Origin of the sequence: Sphingosinicella humi (assembly GCF_003129465.1) — a bacterium.
Lineage (GTDB): Bacteria > Pseudomonadota > Alphaproteobacteria > Sphingomonadales > Sphingomonadaceae > Allosphingosinicella > Allosphingosinicella humi.
Genome location: NZ_QFFF01000001.1, coordinates 1,367,319 through 1,390,018 on the forward strand (window position 1 = coordinate 1,367,319; position 22,700 = coordinate 1,390,018).

Here is a 22,700-nt window from a genome sequence, read left to right on the forward strand (position 1 = left end):
ATGACCGCACAATCCGTCGCAAGCTTCGTCAATATCGGCGAGCGCACCAACGTTACCGGGTCCGCCCGTTTCAAGAAGCTGATCATGGCCGGCGACTATGCCGCCGCCGTCGAGGTCGCGCGCCAGCAGGTCGAGAACGGCGCCCAGATCATCGACATCAACATGGACGAGGGCCTGCTCGATTCCGAAGCGGCGATGGTCACCTTCCTGAAGCTGATTGCCGCCGAGCCCGACATCGCCCGCGTCCCCTTCATGATCGACAGCTCCAAATGGAGCGTGATCGAGGCGGGTCTCAAATGCGTGTCGGGCAAGCCGATCGTGAATTCGATCAGCATGAAGGAAGGGGAGGAAGAGTTCCTCGCCCATGCGCGTCTCTGCCGCGACTATGGCGCTGCCGTCGTCGTCATGGCCTTCGACGAGGTCGGCCAGGCCGACACCAAGGAGCGCAAGGTCGAGATTTGCGAGCGCGCCTACAAGCTGCTCGTCGCCGACGGCTTCGCGCCCGAGGACATCATCTTCGATCCCAACATCTTCGCCGTCGCCACCGGCATCGACGAGCACCGCCGCTACGCGCTCGACTTCATCGAGGCGACGCGGGAGATCAAGAAGCGCTGCCCGCACGCCCACATCTCGGGCGGCCTTTCCAATCTCAGCTTCTCGTTCCGCGGCAACGAGCCGGTGCGCCGCGCGATGCACTCGGTCTTCCTCTACCACGCCATCCCCGCCGGGCTCGACATGGCGATCGTCAATGCCGGCCAGCTCGACGTTTACGACACGATCGATCCGGAACTTCGCGAGGCTTGCGAGGACGTCATCCTCGACCGCCGCGACGATGCGACCGAGCGGCTGGTCGCGCTCGCCGAGAAGTATCGCGGCACCGACGCGGCCCAGGAGAAGGAAGCCGCCGAGTGGCGCGGCTGGGGGGTCGAAAAGCGCCTCGAACATGCGCTGGTCAAGGGCATCGACGCCTTCGTCGTCGAGGATACGGAGGAGTGCCGGCTCCAGGCCGCGCGCCCGATCGACGTGATCGAGGGCCCGCTGATGGACGGCATGAACGTCGTCGGCGACCTGTTCGGCTCCGGCAAGATGTTCCTGCCGCAGGTAGTGAAGTCCGCGCGCGTCATGAAGAAGGCGGTCGCCCACCTCTTCCCATTTATCGAGGCCGAGAAGGACGAGAATGCCAAGGGCAAGGGCCGGATCGTGATGGCCACCGTCAAAGGCGACGTCCACGATATCGGCAAAAATATCGTCGGCGTCGTCCTCCAGTGCAACGGCTTCGAAGTGGTGGACCTCGGCGTCATGGTGCCCTGGCAGGACATTCTCCAGGCGGCGAACGAGAACCAGGCCGACATGATCGGGCTCTCCGGCCTCATCACCCCGTCGCTCGACGAGATGGTGACGGTCGCTTCCGAAATGCAGCGGACGGAAATGAGCCTCCCGCTCCTCATCGGCGGCGCCACCACCAGCAAGGTCCACACCGCGCTGCGCATCGCACCGGCCTATGAAGGGCCGGTCATCCACGTCCTCGACGCCAGCCGCGCCGTCGGCGTCGCCTCCGCGCTCGTCTCCGACACCCAGCGGGACGGCCTGGTCACAAGGACGGCGGACGAATACCGCACCATCCGCGAGACGCGCGCGAACAAGGGCCAGAACGAGCTGGCGACGCTCGACGTTGCCCGCGCCAATCATTTCCCCTTCGATCCTGAAGGCGTCGCGCCGCCGCCGAAGCAGCCTGGCATCCACCGCTATGACGATTGGCCGCTCGAGGAACTCAGGGCGACGATCGACTGGACGCCCTTCTTCCGCGCCTGGGAGCTCGCCGGCACCTATCCCGCCATCCTCGACGACAAGATAGTGGGCGAAAGCGCGCGCGGACTGTTCAAGGACGCCGAGGCGATGCTCGACCGGATCATCGCCGAGAAATGGCTGACGGCACGCGGCGTCGCGGGCCTGTGGCGCTGCCGCCGCGAAGGCGACGACGTGCTCGTCACCGCCCGCAACGAGGAAACCAAGCTTGCCTTCCTCCGCCAGCAGGTGAAGAAGCGCGAGGGCCGGGCCAATATGTGCCTCGCCGATTTCATCGCGCCGGACGGCGAGGACTGGATCGGCGGCTTCGCCGTCGCGATCCACGGCATCGACCCGCATCTCGCCCGCTTCAAGGCGGAGAACGACGTCTATGCCGACATACTCCTCAAAGCGCTGGCCGACCGCCTCGCCGAAGCTTTCGCCGAGCGCCTGCATCAGCATGTGCGCACGACCTTGTGGGGCTATGCGCCGGACGAGGCACTCTCCAACGAAGACCTGATTCGCGAACGCTACAAGGGCATTCGCCCGGCGCCTGGTTATCCCGCCTGCCCGGATCACAGCCTGAAGCCGATTCTGTTCGATATGCTCGGCGGCCATGGCGGCGAAGGGCCGGCGGGGATCACCCTCAGCAGCGGCCTCGCCATGGTGCCGACCTCGGCCGTCTCCGGCTTCTATTTCGGCCACAGGGACAGCCAATATTTCGGGGTCGCCCGCATCGGCCGCGACCAGCTCGAAGACTATGCCGCCCGCCGCGGCATCGGCCTCGACGAAGCGGAACGCTGGCTGCGGCCCAACCTCGACTGATCGTCCCTCGTCATTGCGACCCCGGCGAAAGCCGGGGAAGCAATCCAGCCAGCGCAGGCCTGGATTGCTTAGTCGCTCCGCTCCTCGCGATGAAGAATGCGCCCGCCCCCGAAAAAATTTCACCTCGCCTGTCGATTTCACCAAACCTCGTTCGACGTAGCTGCAGGAGCCGCTATTCGGGCGGCGGCCGCAACGAGGAGACGAGACATGAAAGTCATGGTGATCGTAAAGGCGACTGAGGACAGCGAAGCCGGCATCATGCCGAGCGAGGAGCTGCTGACGGCGATGATGCGCTACAATGAGGAACTGGTGAAGGCGGGCATCATGCTCGCCGGCGACGGCCTGAAGCCGAGCCGCGAGGGCGTCCGCGTCCAATTCGACGGGCCCAACCGCACGGTGGTCGACGGCCCCTTCGCGGAAACCAAGGAATTGGTCGCCGGCTACTGGATCTGGCAGGTGAAGTCGCTCGACGAAGCGATAGAGTGGGTCAAGCGCTGTCCCAATCCGATGCCGGGGCCGAGCGAAATCGAAATCCGCCCATTCTTCGAGATGGAGGATTTCAACGAGATCGTGACCGACGAGGTGCGCGACATCGAGGCGCGCATCCGCCCCCAACTCGAGGGGCAACATACCGGTCTCGCTCGATAAGGTGACTCGGCGGCGCGCTTGGTGCGCGCCGCCACCGACAACGTCGAAGGGCGCGACGCAAACGGTTTTCCGCTGGGTGGAAGCGCGCTAGTCGGTGGCCGTGGCGACCCCCGACATCCATCGCAGCATCGAGGCGATCTGGCGGATCGAAGCGCCCCGTCTGATCGGGGCCTTGGCCCGGCAGACACGCGACGTCGGCCGCGCAGAGGAACTGGCGCAGGACGCGTTGGTGGCGGCGCTCCAGACATGGCCGGAAAACGGCGTGCCCGATCGTCCCGGCGCCTGGCTGATGGCCGCCGCCAACCGCAGGGCGATCGACGCCTTCCGTCGCGACAGCATGATCGAGCGCAAGCATCGGGAGCTGGCCGGAGAGGGCGAAGGGTTCGATCCCGGGTTCGAGGAGGCGATCGACGATGGCCTCGGTGACGATCTGCTGCCCCTGCTCTTCGTCGCCTGCCATCCGTTGCTGTCGCCTGAGTCGCGGACTGCGCTGACCCTGCGATTGCTGGGTGGCCTCACCACCGCCGAGATCGCCCGCGCCTTCCTTGTCCCGGAAGCGACGGTGGCGCAGCGGATCGTCCGCGCGAAGCGAACGCTGGCGGAGGCCAAGGTCCCGTTCGAGGTGCCGCATGGGGCCGAACGCACGGCGCGCCTCGCCTCGGTGCTGTCGGTCATCTACCTCATCTTCAACGAAGGCTATTCTGCCAGCGCCGGCGACGACTGGATCCGCCCGGACTTGTGCGAGGACGCGCTGCGCTTGGGGCGCATCCTGGCGGAACGGATGCCCGAGGAAGCGGAGGCCCACGGCCTGGTCGCGCTGATGGAGCTTCAGGCCTCGCGCCTCAGGGCCCGCACCGGACCCAATGGGGAGGCCGTGCTGCTGATGGATCAGAACCGGGCTCGCTGGGACTGGATGCTGATCGACCGGGGCCTTGCCGCCCTCGGCCGCGCCGAAAAGGCGGGCGCGGCCGGCCCCTACACGCTCCAGGCCGCGATCGCCGCCTGCCACGCCCGCGCGCGGACGGCCGAGGAGACCGACTGGGCCCGCATCGCCGCGCTCTATGCAGCGCTGGCCGAGGTCATGCCCTCGCCGGTGGTCGAGCTCAACCGCGCCGTCGCCATCGGCATGGCCTTCGGGCCGGCCGCCGGCCTCGACCACCTCGATACCATTGCCGATGCTCCGGTGCTCGCCGACTATCATTTCCTGCCCGCGGCGCGCGGCGACCTGCTGGCCAAGCTCGGCCGCAGCGATGAGGCGCGCGCCGAGTTCGAGCGTGCCTCTGCGCTGGCCCGCAACGAAAGGGAGCGCGACCAGCTCCTGGGCAGGGCTGCCACCGTTCGCTGAAGGATAAACGGCTTTCCTACATCTTACCCATTTGGTTATCATTCTTTCGACTCGGGAAGGAGCGGAGCGATGGATGTGGGTGCGTTGATCGATGATGTGATCGACCGCGAAGGCGGCTATGTGAACCATCCCGCCGACAAAGGCGGGCCGACCCGCTGGGGTATCACCGAGCGGGTCGCGCGGGCGCAGGGCTGGCGGGGCGACATGCGCAATTTCCCCCGCGAGGAAGCCGTCGCCATCTACCGCCGGTTATATTGGCTACGGCCGGGTTTCGATCAGGTGGCGCACCTGGCGCCCGCGCTCGCGGCGGAGCTGTTCGACACCGGCGTCAATATGGGCCCGCCGGTCGCCAGCGGCTTCCTCCAGCGCGCGCTCAACGCCCTCAATCGGGGCGAGCGCGACTATGCCGATGTCGCGGTCGATCGCCGCATCGGCCCTCGCACCGTGGCGGCGCTGGGCGGTTTCCTCGACCGGCGGGGTCCAGCCGGCGAGGCCGTGCTGCTGAAGGCGCTCGAGGCGCTCCAGGGCGAACGCTATCTCGCGCTCGCCGAACAGCGGCCGGCCAACGAAGCCTTTCTCTACGGCTGGCTCGCCAACCGCCTCGAGTAAAACATCCCCACGAGCGCGAACTTTGGGAACATTCAAAAGGAAAACGCCATGTCGCTCATTGCCGGAATCATCGGTCCCGTGGCCAGTCTCATCGACAAGATCATACCCGACCCGGAGGCGCGCGACCGTGCCAAGCTCGAGCTTTTGAAGGCCGAGAGCAGCCGCGAGATGCAGGCGATCGAGGCGCGGATGAGCGCGATCGTCGCCGAGGCGAAGAGCCTCGACCCCTGGACCAGCCGCGCCCGCCCGAGCTTTCTCTACGTCATGTACGCGCTGTTGCTCTGGTCGATCCCGATGGGCCTCATCGCCGCCGTAAACCCCGGCCTGGCCGATGGCATCGGCCGCGGCATGACCGCCTATCTCGCCGGCATCCCGGAGGAGCTCTACGCCCTCTTCGGCACCGGCTATCTCGGCTACACCGCCGCCCGCGCCTGGGGCAAGGCGAAGGGCGTGGAGCGGTGACCTGAAGGGCGCCCGTCATTGCGAGCGGAGCGAAGCAATCCAGTCCCGCGCCAAGAACTGGATTGCTTCGTCGTTATCGCGCCTGGCAATGACGCGGACGCCTAGAACCCAGCCTTCAGCCCCAGCATGCCGAACAGCTCCTCGCCGCCCTTGCGGGCGAAGGAGGTCGCGGTGGTGAGCTGGAGGGAGAGGGAGCCGACCAGCTCGATGTCGGCGCCGCCGGTGATCCGGCCATAGGTGTCGTCGCCGCGATCCGGGAGGACGAAGCTGTTGACGATGGTGGGCGAGGCGGTGCCGGCATAGCGGACGATCCGGCCGTCGCCTTCGAAATCGCGCTCGGCGGTGAGCGAGGCATAGGGCCGAACGGCGAGGCCGCCCACGTCCCAGGCGCCGCGCGCCTCGATCCCGGCGCTGCCGACCAAGGCTTCCGCCTCCTGGTCGCCGACGGTGAGGGTCAGCACCGGATCGCCCGTCTCGGTGTAGCCGTCGAGCTCGGTCCGGGCATATTGGAGGCCGATCACCGGCCCCACACGCCAGCCGCCGAGGCCGAGGAGATAGCCCGCCTTGGCGCCGGCGGTGAGGGCGGTGCCGTCGGTCTCGCCCTCGATCTCGTCGATCAGCGCGGCGCGCGCATTCTCGAAATCGAGCCAGCCATAGCCGGCATAGCCTTCGACGAAGGCCGCGGCGCCGGCCCAGCCGCCGTAGAGGCCGAGCTGGATCGCATCCGCCTTGGCCGAGCCGAGGCCGCGGTCGAAATCGGCCTTGGGCATGGAATAGTTGACCGCCGCGCCCACGACCGCGCCCGGTCCCATCCCATATTCCGCGCCGAGCGTGACGCCGGCGCCATCGAGGTCGTAGGCGAGGTTGGTGCGGCTGGCGGCGACATCGCGGCCGGCGAAGCTGCCGGTGACATAGAGGTTGAGGCCGTCCTCGCCCCCGCCGCTCCGGACACCCGACGTATCGAGCCGGCCGAGGAGGGTCGATCCGAAGGTCTGGGCGGCGTGGAGGCCGACATCGGTCTGCGCCTGGAAGTGAAGCGGCGCTTCCAGCTGCCGCACCGCGTAGCGGCCGAAGATCGCGAAGCCAGCCGACGTCAGGTGCAGCCGGTCGACATAGAAGAGATAGCGGCTCTGCAGGGAGGCATCGGCGATGCAGTCGGGGGCGGGGCAGGCGCCGGCGCTGGTGAGGCCGAAGGCGGCGAGATTGTTCTCGACCACGTCGCCGATCGTGTTGAGGTCGAGGTAGTTGACGATCACCCCTTCGGCCGCGAGGTCCGCCAGCTCGGCCTGGATGCCCGTGTTGAAGGCGGTGGCGAAGGCGCTGCCGACTTCGGCGACGGGCAGCCCGTCCACCTCGGGCAGGCGGCCGACGTCACCGGCGAGGAAGGTGATGTTGCGGGCGCCGGCATCGACCAGCGCATTGAGCCCGGCGCTCGCCTCGGCGACGCTGACCTGGGCCCGCGCCGGCGCACCGGCGACCGTGCCGCCGTTGAACTGGTAGAAGCGGGCGTCGTTGCCGCCGATCGAGACGACGACGAGGTCGTTGGTGGCGAAGGTGCCGTCGACGCGCGGAAAGGCAGCGGGACCGCCGCCGGCGAGGAAGGCGCCGATCTGGGTCGGGAAACCCGGAATGCCCTGCGGCGCGGCGGGATTATCGTTGACGTTGGCGATGCCGAAATTGGTCGTGCCGGTGAGGGCGCCGCCGATCGCGAAATTATCGACCGGCGCGTTCAGCAGGGTCGACATCGTGTCGACGAAATTGGTGCCTCCGCTGAAGCGGCCGGTCGGATAGACGAAGGGCGGATCGATGCCGATCAGCTCGAAAAGGTTGCCGTCGTCGGCATAGCTGTCGCCAAAAGCGACGATTCGGTCGACGCTCTGCGCCGTGGCGGGCGCGGTCCAGACCAGCGTCGATGACGCTACGGCACACAAAAGCTTTGTGGAAAAACGCGACATTGATTCCCCTCCCATTCGGGCGCGCCGCTCGCTTGGCGGCGGCCGCCTCAGGCAGTGGGATGCCGCGCTTTTCCGGCTAAAACAAGCGCTTCGCTCAGCCCGCCAGCGCCTCGATCCGGTCGAGGCCGACCGCGTCGACCGCGCCCTTCAGCACGTCGACATCGGGCACATTGCCGCTCGCCTCGATCATGAAGCGGTCGGCGACGACGACGCCGTAATGGCCTTCGTTCGACGCGCCGTCCCATTCCTCGGTGACGAGCCGACCCTCGATCGTCTGGGTCTTCTCATATCCGGTTTCGGTTTCGCGGCTCGCCTCGACGTTGAACGCGCTTCCCATCGCGGCGAGGGCGCCGGCGGCGGCCATGTCCGAGAGCTGGAGGGTGAAGCCGCTCTCGCCATTCTCGTAGCGCGCCTGGGCCTGCGATCCGCCCAGCCCCGCGGCGGCGGCGCTGGAGCTCGACATCTCCACCCGGCGATAGTTGCCGAGGTTCGCCGGGAGCAGTGCCTGGAGCGCGGCCGGCTCGACGGCCGTGGCGTCGCCGTTCTCGAACCGCGCCGCGGCCGCTTCCATCCGCTTCGAGGCCGCCTCAAGTTCGCCAAGGTCGAGGGAGCCGCCGCCGGGCACCTTCACCGTTCCCGAAACCTTGCCCGACGCGAGCCCCGGCGTTCCGCCGGCAAGCATGGCCGTGACCGGCGCCGTCACCGCGCCGACGAGAAAGAAGAGCAGGATCGCGGCGACAACGGTCACCGCGGTATAGGGAAGGGCCTTCTCTCCGGGCGTCTTCATCAGGCGCGGCAGGCCGAGATAGAGGAGGTAGAGGCTGTAGAGGCCGAGGATGCTCAGCATTGCCAACGAGGGCACGAGCCCGAAAATACCGGCGACCCACGCGGCCGTCGCCGAATAGGCGGCGACCTTCATCGCCTGGACGCGATCGCGCGTGCCGCCGAACTGCGGCGCCAGCCAGTCGATGATCAGCGCCAGCGCGAAGACGCTGACCAGGGTCAGTACATATTGGATGATGGCCGATCCGACCGCTTCGACGAGCGACGGGCGATAGGTGATGCCGAGCAGGCTGTAGCCGAACAGCAGGCCCCCGACGGCGCTCGCCACCGCCGGGATCGCGGCGAGGACCAGCACCCAGCCCTTGAAGATCTCGCCGACGCTGGACGGCTCCGAGTCGATCCGCGCCCATTCCGCTTTCGGCTCTATGAGAATACGCTTCACGCGATCGACAAGGCCGGAACGGTCGTTCGACGGCGGCTCGGCATTCTTTATATCGATTGTCATGTAAAACCCCCTCACATTACGAAAGCGGAATGAAGCATGTTCGGTCCCGCCGCTCAAGCTTCGGTTGCAGCCTTCGCGCCGCCATCCCACATAGCCGCCAATCCAGAAGCGGGAGCGGACATGGAAAGCTGGCACGGGACGACGATCCTCGGCGTGCGCAAGAACGGGAAAGTGGTGGTCGCAGGCGACGGGCAGGTGTCGCTCGGCCAGACGGTGATCAAGCCGAATGCGCGCAAAGTCCGGCGGCTGCACGACGGCTCCGTGATCGGCGGGTTCGCCGGTGCGACGGCCGATGCCTTCACCCTGTTCGATCGGCTGGAGCGCAAGCTCGAGCAGCATCATGGGGCACTGATGCGCGCGGCGGTCGAACTCGCCAAGGACTGGCGCACGGACAAATATCTCAGGAACCTCGAGGCGATGATGATCGTCGCCGATAAGGATGTGACCTTGATCCTGACCGGCAATGGCGATGTGCTGGAGCCGGCCGCGGGGGTTGCCGCGATCGGGTCGGGCGGCAATTTCGCCCTCTCCGCGGCGACGGCGCTATTCGACTACGAGGAAGATGCCGAGACCGTCGCCCGCAAGGCGATGAAGATCGCGGCCGAGGTCTGCGTCTACACCAACGAAAACCTCACCGTGGAAACGATCGAAAACGCGGCCTGACCTCGGTCGTCACCCCGGCGAAAGCCGGGGCCCAAGAACACCGAGGCAGGAGAGCAATCGGAAACGTCCCCGCTCTTGGATTCCGGCTTTCGCCGGAATGACGTTTTTCGTTTCGCAGGGCGACCAGATGGTTAGGGTGGCGCCATGCTCCTCGACCGCCGCCGCTTCGTCAGCTCGTCCACGCTAGCCTTTGGCGGCCTTGCCTTGTCAGGCTGCGCCACCACCATCGCGCGTCCCACGGCGTCGGCGAAGCGCGCCGTATGCCTGCCGCCCGTCAAGGTGTCGGCCGACCGCGTGATCCGCACCGTGGCGGGTCTTCGCCCCTATCGTGCGCCGGGGTTCATCGTCCGGGCGGAGGCGCTTGGGGACAAAAGGCTGGTCCACAATTATGGCCATGGCGGTGCCGGCATCACCCTCTCCTGGGGCACGTCGAAGCTGGCGACCGAGCTGGGGCTGGAGGGTCATCAGGGGCCGGTGGCGGTGATCGGCGCCGGCATCATGGGCCTCACCACCGCCCGCCTCGTCCAGGAAGCGGGCTTTCCGGTGACGCTCTACACGGCTGCCCTGCCGCCCGACACGACCTCCAACATCGCCGGCGGCCAGTGGAGCCCCTTCGGCCATTTCCGCGACAGCGCGGTGACGCCCGAATGGCGCGCGCAGTTCGCCGCCGCGCTCGATTATAGCTGGCGGCGGTTCCAGATCATGGTCGGCGAGGATTATGGCGTCCGCTGGCTTACTACCTATGCCGAGTCCGGCGGCGATCCGGGGCCGGCGGATGCCTATCATCCCGCCGCCGCCCGCGTGCCGTTCGAAGATCATCCCTTTCCGGTCGACAATATCGTGCGGTTCGACACCATGTATGTCGAGACCGGCCGTTTCCTCCGCCAGCTGATGCGGGACATCCAGATCGCCGGCGGCCGCTTCGCCATCCGGAGCTTCGCGTCGCCGGCCGAACTCGCCGAGCTCCCCGAGCGCCTCCTCTTCAACTGCACGGGCCTCGGCGCCCGTGCCCTGTTCGGCGATACCGAGCTTCTTCCGGTGCGCGGCCAGCTCGCCATCCTCCTGCCCCAGCCGGAGGTGGGCTACGCCTTCTCGGGCAACGCCGGCTACATGTTCCCGCGCCCCGACGGCATCATCCTCGGCGGCACCTTCGAACGGGACCAATGGGTGGCCGAGCCGCAGCCCGAAGATATCGCCGAGATCATTGAGTCCCACGGCCGCCTGTTCGGAGGCTTCCGCTGCAGCGCTTGATTTGTCCCGGCCACGCGCCATCTTGCTTTCACGCCTTGCGTCATCCCGGCGAGGGGTTCCCATCAAAGTACTACTTTGACGGGGGCCCGATAGCCGGGATCCAAGAACACTAAGAGTTTCAGACAAGCCACGAAGGCCGGTGTTCTTAGGTTCCGGCTTTCGCCGGAATGACTAGGAGTTCCATGAACGATTCCCTCACGCCCAAGGCGGTCGTCGCCGCACTTGATGCCCATATCGTCGGCCAGGACGAGGCCAAGCGTGCCGTCGCGGTGGCGCTGCGCAACCGCTGGCGACGGCAGCGCCTGCCCGACGCGCTGCGCGAGGAAGTGACGCCCAAGAACATATTGATGATCGGCCCCACCGGCTGCGGCAAGACGGAGATCAGCCGCCGTCTCGCCAAGCTCGCCGACGCCCCGTTCGTGAAGGTCGAGGCCACCAAGTTCACCGAAGTCGGCTATGTCGGCCGCGACGTCGAGCAGATCGCCCGCGATCTCGTCGAGGAGGCGGTGCGGCTGGAGAAGGAGCGCCGCCGCGAGGCGGTGCGCGAGGCCGCGTCCGAGGCGGCAATGGAGCGGCTTCTCGACGCCCTCACCGGCAAGGACGCCAGCCAGGCGACGCGCGAGGCCTTCCGCCAGCGCCTCCACGACAATCATTTGAACGACAAGGAAGTCGAGATCGAGCTCGTGCAGGAGCCGACCACGCCGTTCGAGATTCCCGGCATGGGCGGACAGGTCGGCATGATCAACCTCTCCGACATGATGGGGAAGGCGTTCGGCCAGCAGCCCAGGAAGAAGCGCAAGATGCGCGTCGCCGACGCCTGGGACAAGCTCGTCGAGGAGGAGTCGGACAAGCGCCTCGACACGGATGACGTCAACCGCACCGCGCTCAAGGACGCCGAGGCGAACGGCATCGTGTTCCTCGACGAGATCGACAAGATCGCCGTGTCCGACGTGCGCGGCGGCTCGGTCAGCCGCGAGGGCGTTCAGCGCGACCTGCTGCCGCTGATCGAGGGCACCACGGTCGCCACCAAATATGGGCCGATGAAGACGGACCATATCCTGTTCATCGCCTCCGGCGCCTTCCATGTCGCCAAGCCGAGCGATCTCCTTCCCGAGCTGCAGGGACGCCTGCCCATCCGGGTGGAGCTGAAGGCGCTGACCGAGGAGGATTTCATCCGCATCCTCAAGGAAACCGACGCCAGCCTCACCGAGCAATATTCGGCGCTCATCGCCACCGAGGGCGTGGAGGTGAGCTTCACCGACGACGGCGTCAGCGCGATCGCCCGGATCGCCGCCGAAGTGAACGGCCAGGTGGAGAATATCGGCGCCCGCCGTCTCCAGACCGTCATGGAAAAGCTGCTGGAGGATATCAGCTTCGATGCCGAGGAACGCCGCGGCGAGAAGGTGACGATCGACGGCTCCTATGTGGAAACGCAGCTCGCCGAAATCGCGCGGAACACCGACCTCAGCAAATACGTTCTCTAGGCCTCGCCGGAGATTCCGCACGGCCCGTCGCCGCGCGTGCGCCCGTTTGCGACCTTGAATGGTTAATCCACTCCCAAAGCACGGGAGGTCCCTCGCCCGTCGCAAATGGAGATGCTTGAAAATGCGTAATAAATTGATCCTGACGGCCGCGGCTGCGGCTCTTGCGGTTCCTGCCATGGCTCAGGTCGGCGCTGACGTCGGCGCCACTACAGACGCCTCGGTCGGGGCGGAGGCGCCGGCGAGCGGCACGCTCGATACCGTGCAGGACACGGTCGGCACGGCGACGGATACCGCACAGGATACGGTGAATACGGCCACGGATACCGCGACCGGCGTCGCCGATCAGGCAACCGGCGCCACCACCGGCGCGACGGCGGCAACGGCCGCCGACGTGCAGGCCGGAGCCGAGGTGCGCGACACCGACGGCAATGTGGTCGGCACTATCGAGTCGGTCGACGCCAATGGTGCGGTCATCGCCACCGGTGAAGCGCGGGTCCAGATTCCGGTCTCGTCCTTCGCCAAGGACGATAAGGGCTTGGTCATCGCAATGACCAAGGCCGAGCTGGAAGCCGCCGCCAAGGCGGCCGCCGAGCCGAGCTAAGCCGCCGACGTTCGCAAATGGAGGGCCGCGTCCATAGGGCGCGGCCCTTTGTCATGGGCGAGGTTATTGGTTGGTCCGCCCCAGGCCCTTGCCGGCAACGCCTCCGCCGATTCCGGCCGCCGTGTTCAGGCGGCCATCGCGCCGGAGCAACGGAGCGGCTAAGGCGGAACCGATGAAGGTGTGCCGCCATTGGTGCGTCGAGATCATCGCCGGGGACTATTCATGCACCGACCGTTTGTCCTGACCGCGCTCGCCCTTGCCGCCGCCTGCTCCGGCGGCGGGACCGAAACGCAGAGGGCCGACGACACCCGGGTGGCGGAAGCGCCCGCGGTGGAACCGGCCGCTCCTGCGCCGTCCGCCCAGGCGCCGCTTCAGCCGCCCGCTCCGGGCGAAGCCGGCGGGCTTCCCGACGATCGCCCGCCCGTGGCGGAGGCGCCCTTCGCGCCCGACAGCGCCCAGGGCGCGGCCAATGTGCTCCAAAGCTATTATGCGCTCATCGAGCAGGGCGATTATGACGCGGCCTATGCCCTGCGTTCGGCGAGCGCCGACGGCCCCAGCGCGGCCGAGTTCGCCGCGAGCTTCGAGCAATACGCCGAATATCACGCCCAAATCGGCGCCCCCTCGAACATAGAGGGGGCGGCCGGCTCGCTCTATGTGGAGGTGCCGGTGCAGATCTACGGCCGGCAGAAGGACGGCAAGCCGTTCAGCAGCGCCGGCACCGTCACCTTGCGCCGTTCCAACGACATCCCAGGCTCAACCGCCGAGCAGCGAAGCTGGCGCATTTATACCAGCGGCTGAGGGAAACTTGGCCCGTCCGCGCCGTTGTCTCGCCGTCACGAACGACAGGAGGAGCGAACCATGCCGAGATTGCTAGCGGCGGCGGCCCTTTCCCTGCTGCTGGGCCTCACGGCTTGCGGCGACGGTGACGATCAGACCGCGAATGCGCCTGCGACGGCGCCCCAGCCCAAGGCGAGCGCCTATCAGGAGGAAATCCTCTCTCTCGACGAGGGCCAGCGAAACGCCGTCTTCATCCGCGCCATTCGTGACGCCAATGCCCAGGCCAATTGCCAGGGTGTCGAAAGCTCCGCCTATGTCGGCGAGTATCAGAATGCGCCGATGTGGACGGCGCGCTGCGACGACGGCACCGACTGGGCGATCCTCCTCGGCCCCACCGACACCGCCCAGGTGATAACGTGCGAGGCCGCCGCCGAGGCAGGTCTTCCCTCCTGCGCCACCCGGCCGACCGCCTGAGCTTGCGGTGGGCGGCGGAATTGGCGACAGGAACGCGCCGACAACCGGAGGGGAGAGGATGATGCGAGGTCTGGTTTTGGGAGCGGCGCTGCTGGCGCTGGTCGCCTGTGACGGCGGCGGCGACACGACGGCGACTCGGAACATCGCGGTCACCGGCGCGACCCCCTATGTCGAACAGTTGAAGGCGCTCGGCGAAGCCAATCGCGGCCTGGCCCTCCGCCGCGCCATCCAGGACAGCGGTGAGCGCTGCAAACGGGTCGACGCGTCAGGCTATCAGCAGGATTATCAGAACCTCTCCATGTGGACGGCGCGCTGCTCCGACACGGGCGACTGGGCCTTGTTCATCGCCCCCAATGGCGATGTGCAGGTGAGGGATTGCGACGACGCCGCCTCGCTCGAGCTTCCGGCCTGCCGCTTCGACGAGCCGGCCGCTTCTTAAAGGACCCCCCTCCCTGGCCGCAGGGAGGGGGCTTGCCAATTACCGGCAGGTGACGTTGTTGCGGTCGATGGCACGGCCCGCCAGCGCGCCGGCCCCGCCGCCCAGCAGGGTGCCGATCGTCTTGCTGTCGCCTGGGGCGATCAGGTTGCCGAGCACGCCGCCGACGACTCCGCCGATGATGAGGCCGGTCGTCCCGTCCGAACGGCGGCAGTAGAAGCGGCCATTCTCGCCCCGATAGATGCGGTCGCCGTAGGACAGGCGGCGCGTCTTATAATTGCCGCTGCGATAATAGCGGTCGGCATAATAGCGGTTGTGGCCGGGCTCGACGCGATTCCAGTCGTAGTTGCGGTAGCGCCGCCAGTCCCTGATCTCCTCGCGCCGATCGCGCTTCGCCTCGCGGATGTCGCGCCGATATTCGCGCTTGGCTTCCCGCACGTCGCGCCGACTATCGGCCTTGCGAAGGTTCCGGCGATACTCCTTTTCGGCCTTGCGGACGTCCTTGCGGTACTCGCGCTCCGCCTTGCGGGGCGGATCGGCGAGCGCGGGCGCCGCAGGGATAGCAACGGCCGCCATCGTCGCGGCCAGGATCATCGTCCTCATTCTCATTCACTCCTTGCCCCGGTGGGGCCCATTGCCTGTGGTAACAGGGCCTTCATAGAAGCTGCCGGGTGAACGCAGCACGACGTTGCGTTCATGAAACGGCCACGGGCAACTCACGTGGAACGGACCATTTGCCGCCTCGTTGACCGGCCGAGGCCATCCCGCCGGAAGGCCGGCACTGCCGACGCGGGAGCCTGGAAGGCGACGCGATGCTGAACGACGTCGATTATGTCCTCGCCAAGCTTCGGTGGATGCGGCACGAGCGCATCTGGCCGAACGGCCTTCGCTATCTATGGACCGATGCCTATGGCGTCGTGCTCTACGTCTCCCTGTTTCGCGAGACGGGCGAGGAACATTGGCTCGACGAGGCGGAGCGGCTGGTCGACGACGTCGAGCGCGTGCTGGGCCGGCCGCGCGGCCTGCGCATCGGCGAGGCGCCGGAGCGGGACGGCCAATATTATCACTATCTCGCCATGTGGATGTTCGCCCTCGCCCGCCTCGGTGAGCACCGGCCCGGCTATCGGGAGAAAGGCGTCAAGCTCGTCCGGGACGTCCATCGCGCCTTCGTCCATCCCGTCCTCGGCGTCATCTGGAAGATGAAGGAGGATCTGAGCGAGCCCTATCCCGGCTACGGTCTTGGCGCGATGGACGCCTTCGACGGCTATGTCTCCTATCGCCTCCTGGACGAGGCCGAACTGGCCGAGGAGATCGCCGACATGAAGCGGCTGATCGACGATCAATATGACGATCTTCGCATCGATCAGGATCTCGGCCTCGGCATGATGCTCTGGCTCGCCCATTTCTTCCCGCACGAGGAATGGGCGAAGGTCCAGCACCGCCGCGCCCTCATGGCGCTCGATCATCTCTGGACCGACCCGCCCGGCTTCTTCGCCCGCGCCAGCATCGCCCCCGAAATGCGCATCGCGTTCGCCAATTACGGCGTGTCGCTGGGGCTCCAGGCCGCCGGTGTCTGGCCCGACCGCGTCGACGCCCTCAACGCCTATTTCGAGGAATACCGCTCCGGCGACGCCTATGATCGAGAGGCCATCACCCACGTCATGGCCTGCACCAGCCACCTTCCCGGTGCCTTCCTGGCCGCTCGCCCCTGAATCGTTGCGGGGTTGTCAGCCCCGCCATCGTCCCGCATCATTCGGCTCATCCAGAGGACACGGGCTTGTGACGCGACCAGCCACCCGTTCGACGCTGGCCACGCGATGCGCCGCCATCGCCCTGGCCTTGACGCCAGCCTTCCCGCTGTGTGCAGAACCGCCAGCGTCCCCCGCCGATGATGAGATCGTCGTCACCGGCCAGCGCGACCGCGAGGAGGCGATCCACGACTTCATCGAAACGGTGACGGTAGAGGCCAACGGCCAGATGGCGACCTTCCGCGTGCCGGTCTGCCCCATGAGCTTCGGCCTGCCGGCAGACTATAACGAGGTGGTCGCCACCCGCATCCGGGAGGTCGCCAGCGCTGCCGGCGTTCCGCTGGCCGAAGCCGGCTGCGATCCCAACCTCGTCGTCATCGTGGCGGACGACAGCCGCGATTTCTTCCACGCGTTCCGCCGCGATCGCCCGACCCTTTTCCATGCCCTCGAGCTTTCCGAGATAAAGGACGTGCAGAAGGCCGAGGGTCCGGTTCGCGCCTGGCAGGTTCAGCTTCGCGGCTCCGACGGCCGTCCCGCCCGCTGGGTGCGGTTTCAAGTAGGCGGATCAATGAGCCCGCCGCGCCAGATGCTCGACGGCGTCACACCGTCGCGGATCCAGAAGGGCACCCGCCGCGACCTGTCGATCACCTTCGTCGTCTTCGACCTCGCGGCGACGGACGGGCTGACGCTCACCCAGATCGCCGATCACGCCGCCATGCGCACCCTGGCAAGGACCGAACCCGCCGACGCCCGCGCCCCCAGCATCCTCGCGCTGTTCAACGAGGACGGCCCGCATCCGGACAGCCTCACGACGTGGGACGCCGCCTATTTGAAGGCGCTCTATGCGACCAACAATACTGTCGCTGCCTCGCAGCAGCAGTCGAACATGGCGCGGCTGATCGGAAAGGCGCTGGGGCCGGAAGAGGCCGACTAGGGCGCGATCGCCAGGCCGTCGCCATCCTCGCCGGCGTCGAGGCGGCGCAGCAGCTTGCCCGTCGCGAAGTCCAGCTCCGCTACCTGGTTCCGCCCGGTCTCCGCCGCATAGAGATGGCGACCGTCCCGCGAGAACAGGATCGTCACCTGCTGCGCCTCCTCGGTCCCGCTCACCGGGACATCGCGCACCTTTTGCCGCGTGGCCGCGTCGATGACGGTGAGGCTGCCGGAGCCAAGATTAGAGGTGACGACCCAGCGCCCGTCCGGGCTTACCGCCACGCGGATCGGCACCGGACCGGTCTTCACCTCCGCCAGCCGCTCGAAGCTGTCGGTGTCGAACGCCTGCACCCGCGCGCCCTTGAGGTCGCCGACCCACAATTCGCGCCCATTCTTCGCCAACGCTATGCCTTCCGGCTCACCGCCTACTTCGATGTCGCGCAGCTTCCGTCCGGCGGCGAGGTCGATCACGCTCACCGTCCCGTCGGGGATATTCGCGGTATAGGCGCGGCTCTTGTCCGGCGAGACGGCGACCATATGGCCGCGCTGGCCCGTCGGGATCGCCGTCACCGCATCGCCCTTGGCGGTGTCGACGATGGTCAGGGTCCCGCTGCGCTCCGTCGTCACCGCCAGCCGTCCGTCGTCGAGCCAGACGAGCCCATGCGGCCCCTCATTCTCGCCAAGATCGATGGTGCGCAGCTTTGCCCGCGATGCCACGTCGAAAATGTCGATGCTGTTGCCGCCATAGGCGACCACGGCCGCCTGGGAGCCATCCGGCGAGATGGCGATCTCGTGCGGCATCGGCCCGGTCTTCGCCCGCCCCAGCTCCTCGCCGGTCGCAAGAGCGATGAAGCTCAGCGTATCCTCGCCCTTGTTGCCGACGAGCAAGGTGCCGGCCGCCCCTTTCTCCGGCGCCGCCTCCTGGGCGGGCGCACAGGCCGCCAGCATCGCCGCCGCCATCCCGATCACCAGCTTCAGGCCCATCGTGCCGCTCCTCCTGTCCCGACCATGTTACCGCGCCAGGCCAGCGCCGAAAAGCGCCGAGGCCGCCTGGGGGCATGTCATAGCGAGGAGCGAAGCGACGCGGCAATCCACGCCCGAGACCGGATTGCCGCGCTTACGATCGATGACAAGCGCGGGGTGGAAAAGTCGTCCGAAGTCTGCTATATGCATGAAATGCTTAAATTATTTCGTTCCGCTGCGCTTGCGCTGCTGGCTCTCCTTGCGTCCCCCGCCCTGGCCCAGGGTCCCGACGGCCAATCGCGCGCCGACTATCATGCCTGGCTCGCCCGCGAGCCCGCCGCGCGTGCCCAGGTGCTGTCGTTCAAGCAGTTCCTCGACATGGACGGCGTCGGCGACGTCATTCCCACCTGGCAGCTGCTGCGCACCGCCAGCAGCTGGCGCGACTGCTCGGGACCCCGCTTCGAGGTCGCCCCGGTCGCCGAATGGAGCCATATCGCCGACACGCTCAAATTCGTCTCCACCCATGTCGAGCCGGCGATCGGCGATGTCGAGGCCGTCTCCGGCTATCGCAACGGCGAGCTCAATCGCTGCTCCGGAGGCGCCCCGGCCAGCGCGCACCGCCACTTCTTCGCGCTCGACCTGACGCCGGTCGCGGCCGTCGGCCGCGAGACCATGATCGAAAATCTCTGCCGCGTTCACGATGATCGCGGCCGGCTCTTCGACGTCGGCCTCGGCTTCTACAGCGGCGTCCGGTTTCACGTGGACTCCAAGGGCTTCCGCCGCTGGGGCAGCAACGGCAGCAGCGCGACGTCACCCTGCAATACGGGCATTTACGCCTAGGCAGCGGCGGCGTGACTGGTGGCTACGCTTCGGACAGCCGGCCGCGTGTCACTTCGAGCTTCAGGAAAAGCCCCTCCGGCCGCCATTCGCGCTGGATATCGCCGCCGAGATGCCCGCGCGCCGTCGCCTTGGACAGAAGCGTTCCGAAGCCCTCGACGGTGGGTTCGGATCGTATCGCCGGGCCGCCCCGTTCGGTCCAGGTCAGGACGAGCCGCTCTCCCGCCTCCTCGCACATGATGTCGATGCTGCCCTCCTGGACGGACAGAGCGCCATATTTGGCCGCGTTGGTGGCGAATTCGTGCAGCAGCAGGGAGAGGCTGGTCGCCGCATTGCCCGAGACGGCGACGTCCGCACCCTCGATCCGCGCCCGGCTGAGCTCGTCGCGATCGAAAGGCGCGACGATCGTCCGGATCAGCGTGTGGAGCGTCGTCGACTGCTCGGCCACACCGGTCGCTTCCGGAATCGACGGAATGGTGAGCGCATGGGCCCGCGCCAGCGCCGCCAGGCGGGAGGAGACCGCCGTCGCCAGCTCGGCGGGCGTCCCGGCCGAGCGCGCGCTGAGCGTGACGACGCTGCTCGCGAGCGTGAACAGGTTCTTCACCCGGTGGTTCATCTCCCGCAGGAGCAGGCGCTGCTGCCGCTCCACCAGGCGCCGCTCGGTGATGTCGCGGGCGATCTTCGACGCGCCGATGATGCGGCCGTCCCGGCTCCGGATCGGCGAGACCGACAGGGAAATCTCGACCAGGCTGCCGTCCTTGCGGCGCCGGATCGTCTCAAAATGTTCGGTCCGCTCGCCCTTCTTGATCCGGTCCAGGATCCGGGGTTCCTCGTCCTGGCGATCGAGCGGGATCAATATCGTCACCGGCTGGCCGATCGCTTCTTCGGGCGCATATCCGAACAGGCGTTCGGCGCCCTTGTTCCAGGTGACGATGGTGCCGCTGAGGTCCTTGGCCAGGATGGCGTCGTCCGAGCTTTCGACGATGGCGGCCAGGCGCTCGGCCGTTTCGTCGGCGACCGCTCGTTCCGACAGGTCGACGAGCATGTTGACGGCGCCGGTCAATGCGCCGCCCGCGTCGAACAGCGGCGTCGCGCAGGCCAGGAAGGGGATGCGCGTGCCGTCGGGCCGTTCCGCGATCGCTTCGACGCCGCGTATCGGCCGCCTTTCCTTCAGCGCCATCGCCATTGGGCAGTCGGCGTGCGGCAGCGGCGTGCCATCGGGCCAGTAGAGCTTCCAGGATCCGCAAAATTCGCTGTGGCCGAGCACCGGCCGCACCCCCCACAGCTCCGCCGCGGCTTCGTTGTAATAGGTGATTCGCCCGTCCCCGTCGGTCAGATAGATCGCTTCGGGCAGCGCCTCGAGGATGTCTTCCAGGGCCTCGCCGGACCGCTGGACTCCGCGGTCTTGTCTCAGGGGCGAGTCGCGTTGGTCGCGTCGTGGAACGTCGGTCAATTGGGTCAAGTCGCTCTCCGCTACAAGTCTGCCGCAGCAGAACGACCGCCCCCTGAGAAGGTCCGCTGAAACACGGCCATAAAGGCAAACGCATGTTTTGCCTAGGAGAATGCGCGGGCGCCGCGGCGGAGGCCGCCGATCGCCAGGGGCCGGGGAGCGCGCCGGCTCGCCGCCCTTTGCCTCCCCCACCGCCTCTGCTAGGGGCCGCGCTTACTCCTCAGAAAAGCGCGCAATGACCGACCTTTCCCGCATCCGCAATTTCTCGATCATCGCCCATATCGATCATGGCAAGTCGACGCTGGCCGATCGCCTCATCCAGGTGACCGGCGGCCTCACCGACCGCGAGATGCGCGAGCAGGTGCTCGACAATATGGAGATCGAGCAGGAGCGCGGTATCACCATCAAGGCGCAGACCGTCCGCCTCGACTACAAGGCCAAGGACGGCGAGACCTATGTCCTCAACCTCATGGACACGCCGGGCCATGTCGACTTCGCCTATGAAGTATCCCGCAGCCTCGCCGCCTGCGAGGGCGCTTTGCTCGTCGTCGACGCCGCCCAGGGGGTCGAGGCGCAGACTCTCGCCAACGTCTACCAGTCGATCGAGCACGACCATGAGATCGTGCCCGTCATCAACAAGATCGACCTTCCCGCCGCCGAGCCCGAGCAGGTGAAGAAGGAGATCGAGGACATTGTCGGCCTCCCCGCCGACGACGCGGTGCTGACCAGCGCCAAGTCCGGCATCGGCATCGAAGAGGTGCTGGAAGCCATCGTCACCCGCATCCCCCCGCCCAAGGGCGATCGCGACGCGCCCTTGAAGGCGATGCTCGTCGACTCCTGGTACGACCCCTATCTCGGCGTCGTCATCCTCATCCGCGTCATCGACGGCACCATCCGCAAGGGCCAGAGCGTCAAGTTCATGGCCGGCGGCACCACCCATCTGGTCGACCGCGTCGGCTGCATGCGCCCGAAGATCGAGCAGCTGCCGGAGCTCGGCCCGGGCGAGATCGGCTTCATCACCGCGCAGATCAAGGACATTTCCGAGACCCGCGTCGGCGACACCATCACCGATGCCAAGCGTCCCACCGCCGCCCCGCTGCCGGGCTTCAAGGAAGTCCAGCCGGTCGTCTTCTGCGGCCTCTTTCCGGTCGACGCCGCCGATTTCGAGAAATTGCGCGAATCGATCTCCAAGCTCCGTCTCAACGATGCGAGCTTCAGCTTCGAGATGGAGACCTCGGCCGCGCTGGGCTTCGGCTTCCGCTGCGGCTTTTTGGGCCTCCTCCACCTCGAGATCATCCAGGAGCGCCTGACCCGCGAATATGATCTCGATCTCATCACCACCGCGCCGAGCGTCGTCTACAATATCCACCTCTCCAAATCGAAGGAGGAGGCGGCCAAGACGATCGAGCTCCACAACCCGGCCGACATGCCCGATCCCAACCGGATCGACAGCATCGAGGAGCCGTGGATCGAGGCGACCATTTACGTCCCCGACGAATATCTCGGCCCCATATTGAAGCTCTGCCAGGACCGCCGCGGCATCCAGAAGAATCTGACCTACGTCGCCGGCCGCGCCCAGCTCACCTACGAGCTGCCGCTGAACGAGGTGGTGTTCGACTTCTACGATCGCCTGAAGAGCATCAGCCGCGGCTATGCCAGCTTCGACTATCACCAGATCGGGCACCGCGAGGGCGATCTCGTCAAGATGAACATCCTGGTGAACGCCGAGCCGGTCGACGCCCTCTCGATGATCGTCCACCGCAGCCAGGCCGAAGCGCGCGGCCGCCACATGTGCGAGCGCCTCAAGGACCTCATCCCCCGCCACCTCTTCAAGATCCCCATCCAGGCCGCGATCGGCGGCAAGGTCATCGCCCGCGAGACCATCGCCGCGCTGAGGAAGGACGTGACGGCGAAATGCTACGGCGGCGACATCTCGCGAAAGAAGAAGCTGCTGGAGAAGCAGAAGGCCGGCAAGGCGCGGATGCGGGAATATGGCTCAGTGAGCATTCCGCAGGAGGCGTTTATTGCGGCGCTGCGGATGGGCGAAGAATGAGCGTGAGGCTCAGTGCGGGGCACTGAGCAACGAACGCTCATGCCGCACCGCGCCAGCGCAGCCGGCGGGAACCGCCGCCTAAGCAGGCGCGAGAGACGGCGCACTCCGGCCGGCGG

General features: G+C 67.1%; 20 protein-coding genes and 1 pseudogene. 16 read left to right on the plus strand and 5 right to left on the minus strand.

The window, feature by feature from the left end; all coding sequences use genetic code 11:
• The 5 genes and pseudogenes from metH (at nt 1) to DF286_RS06740 (ending at nt 5,674) form a co-directional block, all read left to right on the plus strand.
• Nucleotides 1-2,610, plus strand: coding sequence for a methionine synthase (gene metH, locus DF286_RS06720; protein WP_109270730.1), 2,610 nt, complete (start codon nt 1-3; stop codon nt 2,608-2,610).
• Nucleotides 2,611-2,817: 207 nt separating this feature from the next.
• Nucleotides 2,818-3,168: pseudogene (locus tag DF286_RS06725) on the plus strand (YciI family protein); the annotation flags it as partial.
• Nucleotides 3,169-3,352: 184 nt separating this feature from the next.
• Complete coding sequence (locus tag DF286_RS06730) at nt 3,353-4,603, plus strand: RNA polymerase sigma factor (RefSeq protein WP_207790006.1); 1,251 nt, start codon at nt 3,353-3,355, stop codon at nt 4,601-4,603.
• Between the two features lie 69 nt (nt 4,604-4,672).
• Nucleotides 4,673-5,212 carry a glycoside hydrolase family 108 protein gene (locus DF286_RS06735; protein ID WP_109270732.1) on the plus strand — a complete coding sequence of 180 codons (540 nt, stop codon included), beginning with the start codon at nt 4,673-4,675 and terminating at the stop codon, nt 5,210-5,212.
• A 48-nt stretch (nt 5,213-5,260) separates the two neighbouring features.
• Nucleotides 5,261-5,674 carry a holin family protein gene (locus DF286_RS06740; RefSeq protein WP_109270733.1) on the plus strand — a complete coding sequence of 138 codons (414 nt, stop codon included), beginning with the start codon at nt 5,261-5,263 and terminating at the stop codon, nt 5,672-5,674.
• A 101-nt stretch (nt 5,675-5,775) separates the two neighbouring features.
• Here DF286_RS06740 and DF286_RS06745 read toward each other — a convergent pair whose 3' ends face one another.
• Both DF286_RS06745 and DF286_RS06750 read right to left on the minus strand, forming a co-directional pair.
• Entirely contained in the window at nt 5,776-7,629 is a 1,854-nt protein-coding gene (locus DF286_RS06745; protein ID WP_109270734.1) for an autotransporter domain-containing protein, read from the minus strand.
• Nucleotides 7,630-7,723: 94 nt separating this feature from the next.
• Nucleotides 7,724-8,917 (minus strand): Yip1 family protein, encoded by a 1,194-nt coding sequence (locus DF286_RS06750; RefSeq protein ID WP_109270735.1) that lies wholly within the window; start codon nt 8,915-8,917, stop codon nt 7,724-7,726.
• 120 nt (nt 8,918-9,037) lie between these two features.
• Between DF286_RS06750 and hslV the strand changes: the two genes are divergently transcribed.
• The 7 genes from hslV (at nt 9,038) to DF286_RS06785 (ending at nt 14,606) form a co-directional block, all read left to right on the plus strand.
• Nucleotides 9,038-9,580, plus strand: a complete 543-nt coding sequence (hslV, locus tag DF286_RS06755) for an ATP-dependent protease subunit HslV (RefSeq protein ID WP_109270736.1) — start codon at nt 9,038-9,040, stop codon at nt 9,578-9,580.
• Between the two features lie 144 nt (nt 9,581-9,724).
• Nucleotides 9,725-10,831: an FAD-dependent oxidoreductase gene (locus tag DF286_RS06760; RefSeq protein WP_109270737.1), complete on the plus strand. Its 1,107-nt coding sequence runs from the start codon at nt 9,725-9,727 to the stop codon at nt 10,829-10,831.
• A gap of 182 nt (nt 10,832-11,013) precedes the next feature.
• Nucleotides 11,014-12,315 carry an ATP-dependent protease ATPase subunit HslU gene (hslU, locus tag DF286_RS06765; protein WP_109270738.1) on the plus strand — a complete coding sequence of 434 codons (1,302 nt, stop codon included), beginning with the start codon at nt 11,014-11,016 and terminating at the stop codon, nt 12,313-12,315.
• A gap of 121 nt (nt 12,316-12,436) precedes the next feature.
• Entirely contained in the window at nt 12,437-12,916 is a 480-nt protein-coding gene (locus DF286_RS06770; protein WP_109270739.1) for a hypothetical protein, read from the plus strand.
• Between the two features lie 222 nt (nt 12,917-13,138).
• The gene (locus tag DF286_RS06775; RefSeq protein WP_109270740.1) at nt 13,139-13,714 is read left to right on the plus strand and encodes a hypothetical protein; all 576 of its coding nucleotides are present in this window, start codon (nt 13,139-13,141) and stop codon (nt 13,712-13,714) included.
• A 60-nt stretch (nt 13,715-13,774) separates the two neighbouring features.
• Complete coding sequence (locus tag DF286_RS06780; protein WP_109270741.1) at nt 13,775-14,167, plus strand: hypothetical protein; 393 nt, start codon at nt 13,775-13,777, stop codon at nt 14,165-14,167.
• 61 nt (nt 14,168-14,228) lie between these two features.
• Entirely contained in the window at nt 14,229-14,606 is a 378-nt protein-coding gene (locus tag DF286_RS06785) for a hypothetical protein (protein ID WP_146193577.1), read from the plus strand.
• A 39-nt stretch (nt 14,607-14,645) separates the two neighbouring features.
• On the opposite strand, the gene DF286_RS06790 is transcribed toward DF286_RS06785, so the two are convergent.
• A complete protein-coding gene (locus DF286_RS06790; RefSeq protein WP_109270743.1) occupies nt 14,646-15,206 on the minus strand; it encodes a glycine zipper 2TM domain-containing protein in 561 nt (186 codons plus the stop codon).
• Nucleotides 15,207-15,415: 209 nt separating this feature from the next.
• On the opposite strand from DF286_RS06790, the gene DF286_RS06795 reads away from it, so the two are divergent.
• Nucleotides 15,416-16,315, plus strand: coding sequence for a hypothetical protein (locus DF286_RS06795; protein WP_109270744.1), 900 nt, complete (start codon nt 15,416-15,418; stop codon nt 16,313-16,315).
• 67 nt (nt 16,316-16,382) lie between these two features.
• The gene (locus DF286_RS06800; RefSeq protein ID WP_109270745.1) at nt 16,383-17,285 is read left to right on the plus strand and encodes a hypothetical protein; all 903 of its coding nucleotides are present in this window, start codon (nt 16,383-16,385) and stop codon (nt 17,283-17,285) included.
• Here DF286_RS06800 and DF286_RS06805 read toward each other — a convergent pair.
• On the minus strand, nt 17,282-18,265 hold the full coding sequence (locus DF286_RS06805) for a YncE family protein (RefSeq protein ID WP_109270746.1): 984 nt from the start codon (nt 18,263-18,265) through the stop codon (nt 17,282-17,284). The two genes, DF286_RS06800 and DF286_RS06805, sit on opposite strands and share 4 nt — an antisense overlap.
• Nucleotides 18,266-18,457: 192 nt before the next feature.
• Between DF286_RS06805 and DF286_RS06810 the strand changes: the two genes are divergently transcribed.
• Nucleotides 18,458-19,084, plus strand: a complete 627-nt coding sequence (locus DF286_RS06810; protein ID WP_158274637.1) for a D-Ala-D-Ala carboxypeptidase family metallohydrolase — start codon at nt 18,458-18,460, stop codon at nt 19,082-19,084.
• Nucleotides 19,085-19,106: 22 nt separating this feature from the next.
• Here the strand turns inward: DF286_RS06810 and DF286_RS06815 are convergent, their stop codons facing one another.
• Nucleotides 19,107-20,543, minus strand: a complete 1,437-nt coding sequence (locus DF286_RS06815) for a PAS domain S-box protein (RefSeq protein ID WP_207790007.1) — start codon at nt 20,541-20,543, stop codon at nt 19,107-19,109.
• 223 nt (nt 20,544-20,766) lie between these two features.
• Here DF286_RS06815 and lepA point away from each other — a divergent pair, with 223 nt between their 5' ends.
• Entirely contained in the window at nt 20,767-22,584 is a 1,818-nt protein-coding gene (gene lepA / locus DF286_RS06820) for a translation elongation factor 4 (RefSeq protein ID WP_109270748.1), read from the plus strand.
• Nucleotides 22,585-22,700: the final 116 nt, after the last annotated feature.

Excerpts from the sequence above, each read along its gene's own strand:
- metH (WP_109270730.1), top strand. The coding sequence starts at position 1 with ATGACCGCACAATCCGTCGCAAGCTTCGTCAATATCGGCGAGCGCACC.
- DF286_RS06735 (WP_109270732.1), top strand. The coding sequence starts at position 4,673 with ATGGATGTGGGTGCGTTGATCGATGATGTGATCGACCGCGAAGGCGGC.
- DF286_RS06740 (WP_109270733.1), top strand. The coding sequence starts at position 5,261 with ATGTCGCTCATTGCCGGAATCATCGGTCCCGTGGCCAGTCTCATCGAC.
- DF286_RS06745 (WP_109270734.1), bottom strand. The coding sequence starts at position 7,629 with ATGTCGCGTTTTTCCACAAAGCTTTTGTGTGCCGTAGCGTCATCGACG.
- DF286_RS06750 (WP_109270735.1), bottom strand. The coding sequence starts at position 8,917 with ATGACAATCGATATAAAGAATGCCGAGCCGCCGTCGAACGACCGTTCC.
- hslV (WP_109270736.1), top strand. The coding sequence starts at position 9,038 with ATGGAAAGCTGGCACGGGACGACGATCCTCGGCGTGCGCAAGAACGGG.
- DF286_RS06760 (WP_109270737.1), top strand. The coding sequence starts at position 9,725 with ATGCTCCTCGACCGCCGCCGCTTCGTCAGCTCGTCCACGCTAGCCTTT.
- hslU (WP_109270738.1), top strand. The coding sequence starts at position 11,014 with ATGAACGATTCCCTCACGCCCAAGGCGGTCGTCGCCGCACTTGATGCC.
- DF286_RS06770 (WP_109270739.1), top strand. The coding sequence starts at position 12,437 with ATGCGTAATAAATTGATCCTGACGGCCGCGGCTGCGGCTCTTGCGGTT.
- DF286_RS06775 (WP_109270740.1), top strand. The coding sequence starts at position 13,139 with ATGCACCGACCGTTTGTCCTGACCGCGCTCGCCCTTGCCGCCGCCTGC.
- DF286_RS06780 (WP_109270741.1), top strand. The coding sequence starts at position 13,775 with ATGCCGAGATTGCTAGCGGCGGCGGCCCTTTCCCTGCTGCTGGGCCTC.
- DF286_RS06785 (WP_146193577.1), top strand. The coding sequence starts at position 14,229 with ATGCGAGGTCTGGTTTTGGGAGCGGCGCTGCTGGCGCTGGTCGCCTGT.
- DF286_RS06790 (WP_109270743.1), bottom strand. The coding sequence starts at position 15,206 with ATGAGGACGATGATCCTGGCCGCGACGATGGCGGCCGTTGCTATCCCT.
- DF286_RS06795 (WP_109270744.1), top strand. The coding sequence starts at position 15,416 with ATGCTGAACGACGTCGATTATGTCCTCGCCAAGCTTCGGTGGATGCGG.
- DF286_RS06805 (WP_109270746.1), bottom strand. The coding sequence starts at position 18,265 with ATGGGCCTGAAGCTGGTGATCGGGATGGCGGCGGCGATGCTGGCGGCC.
- DF286_RS06810 (WP_158274637.1), top strand. The coding sequence starts at position 18,458 with ATGCTTAAATTATTTCGTTCCGCTGCGCTTGCGCTGCTGGCTCTCCTT.
- lepA (WP_109270748.1), top strand. The coding sequence starts at position 20,767 with ATGACCGACCTTTCCCGCATCCGCAATTTCTCGATCATCGCCCATATC.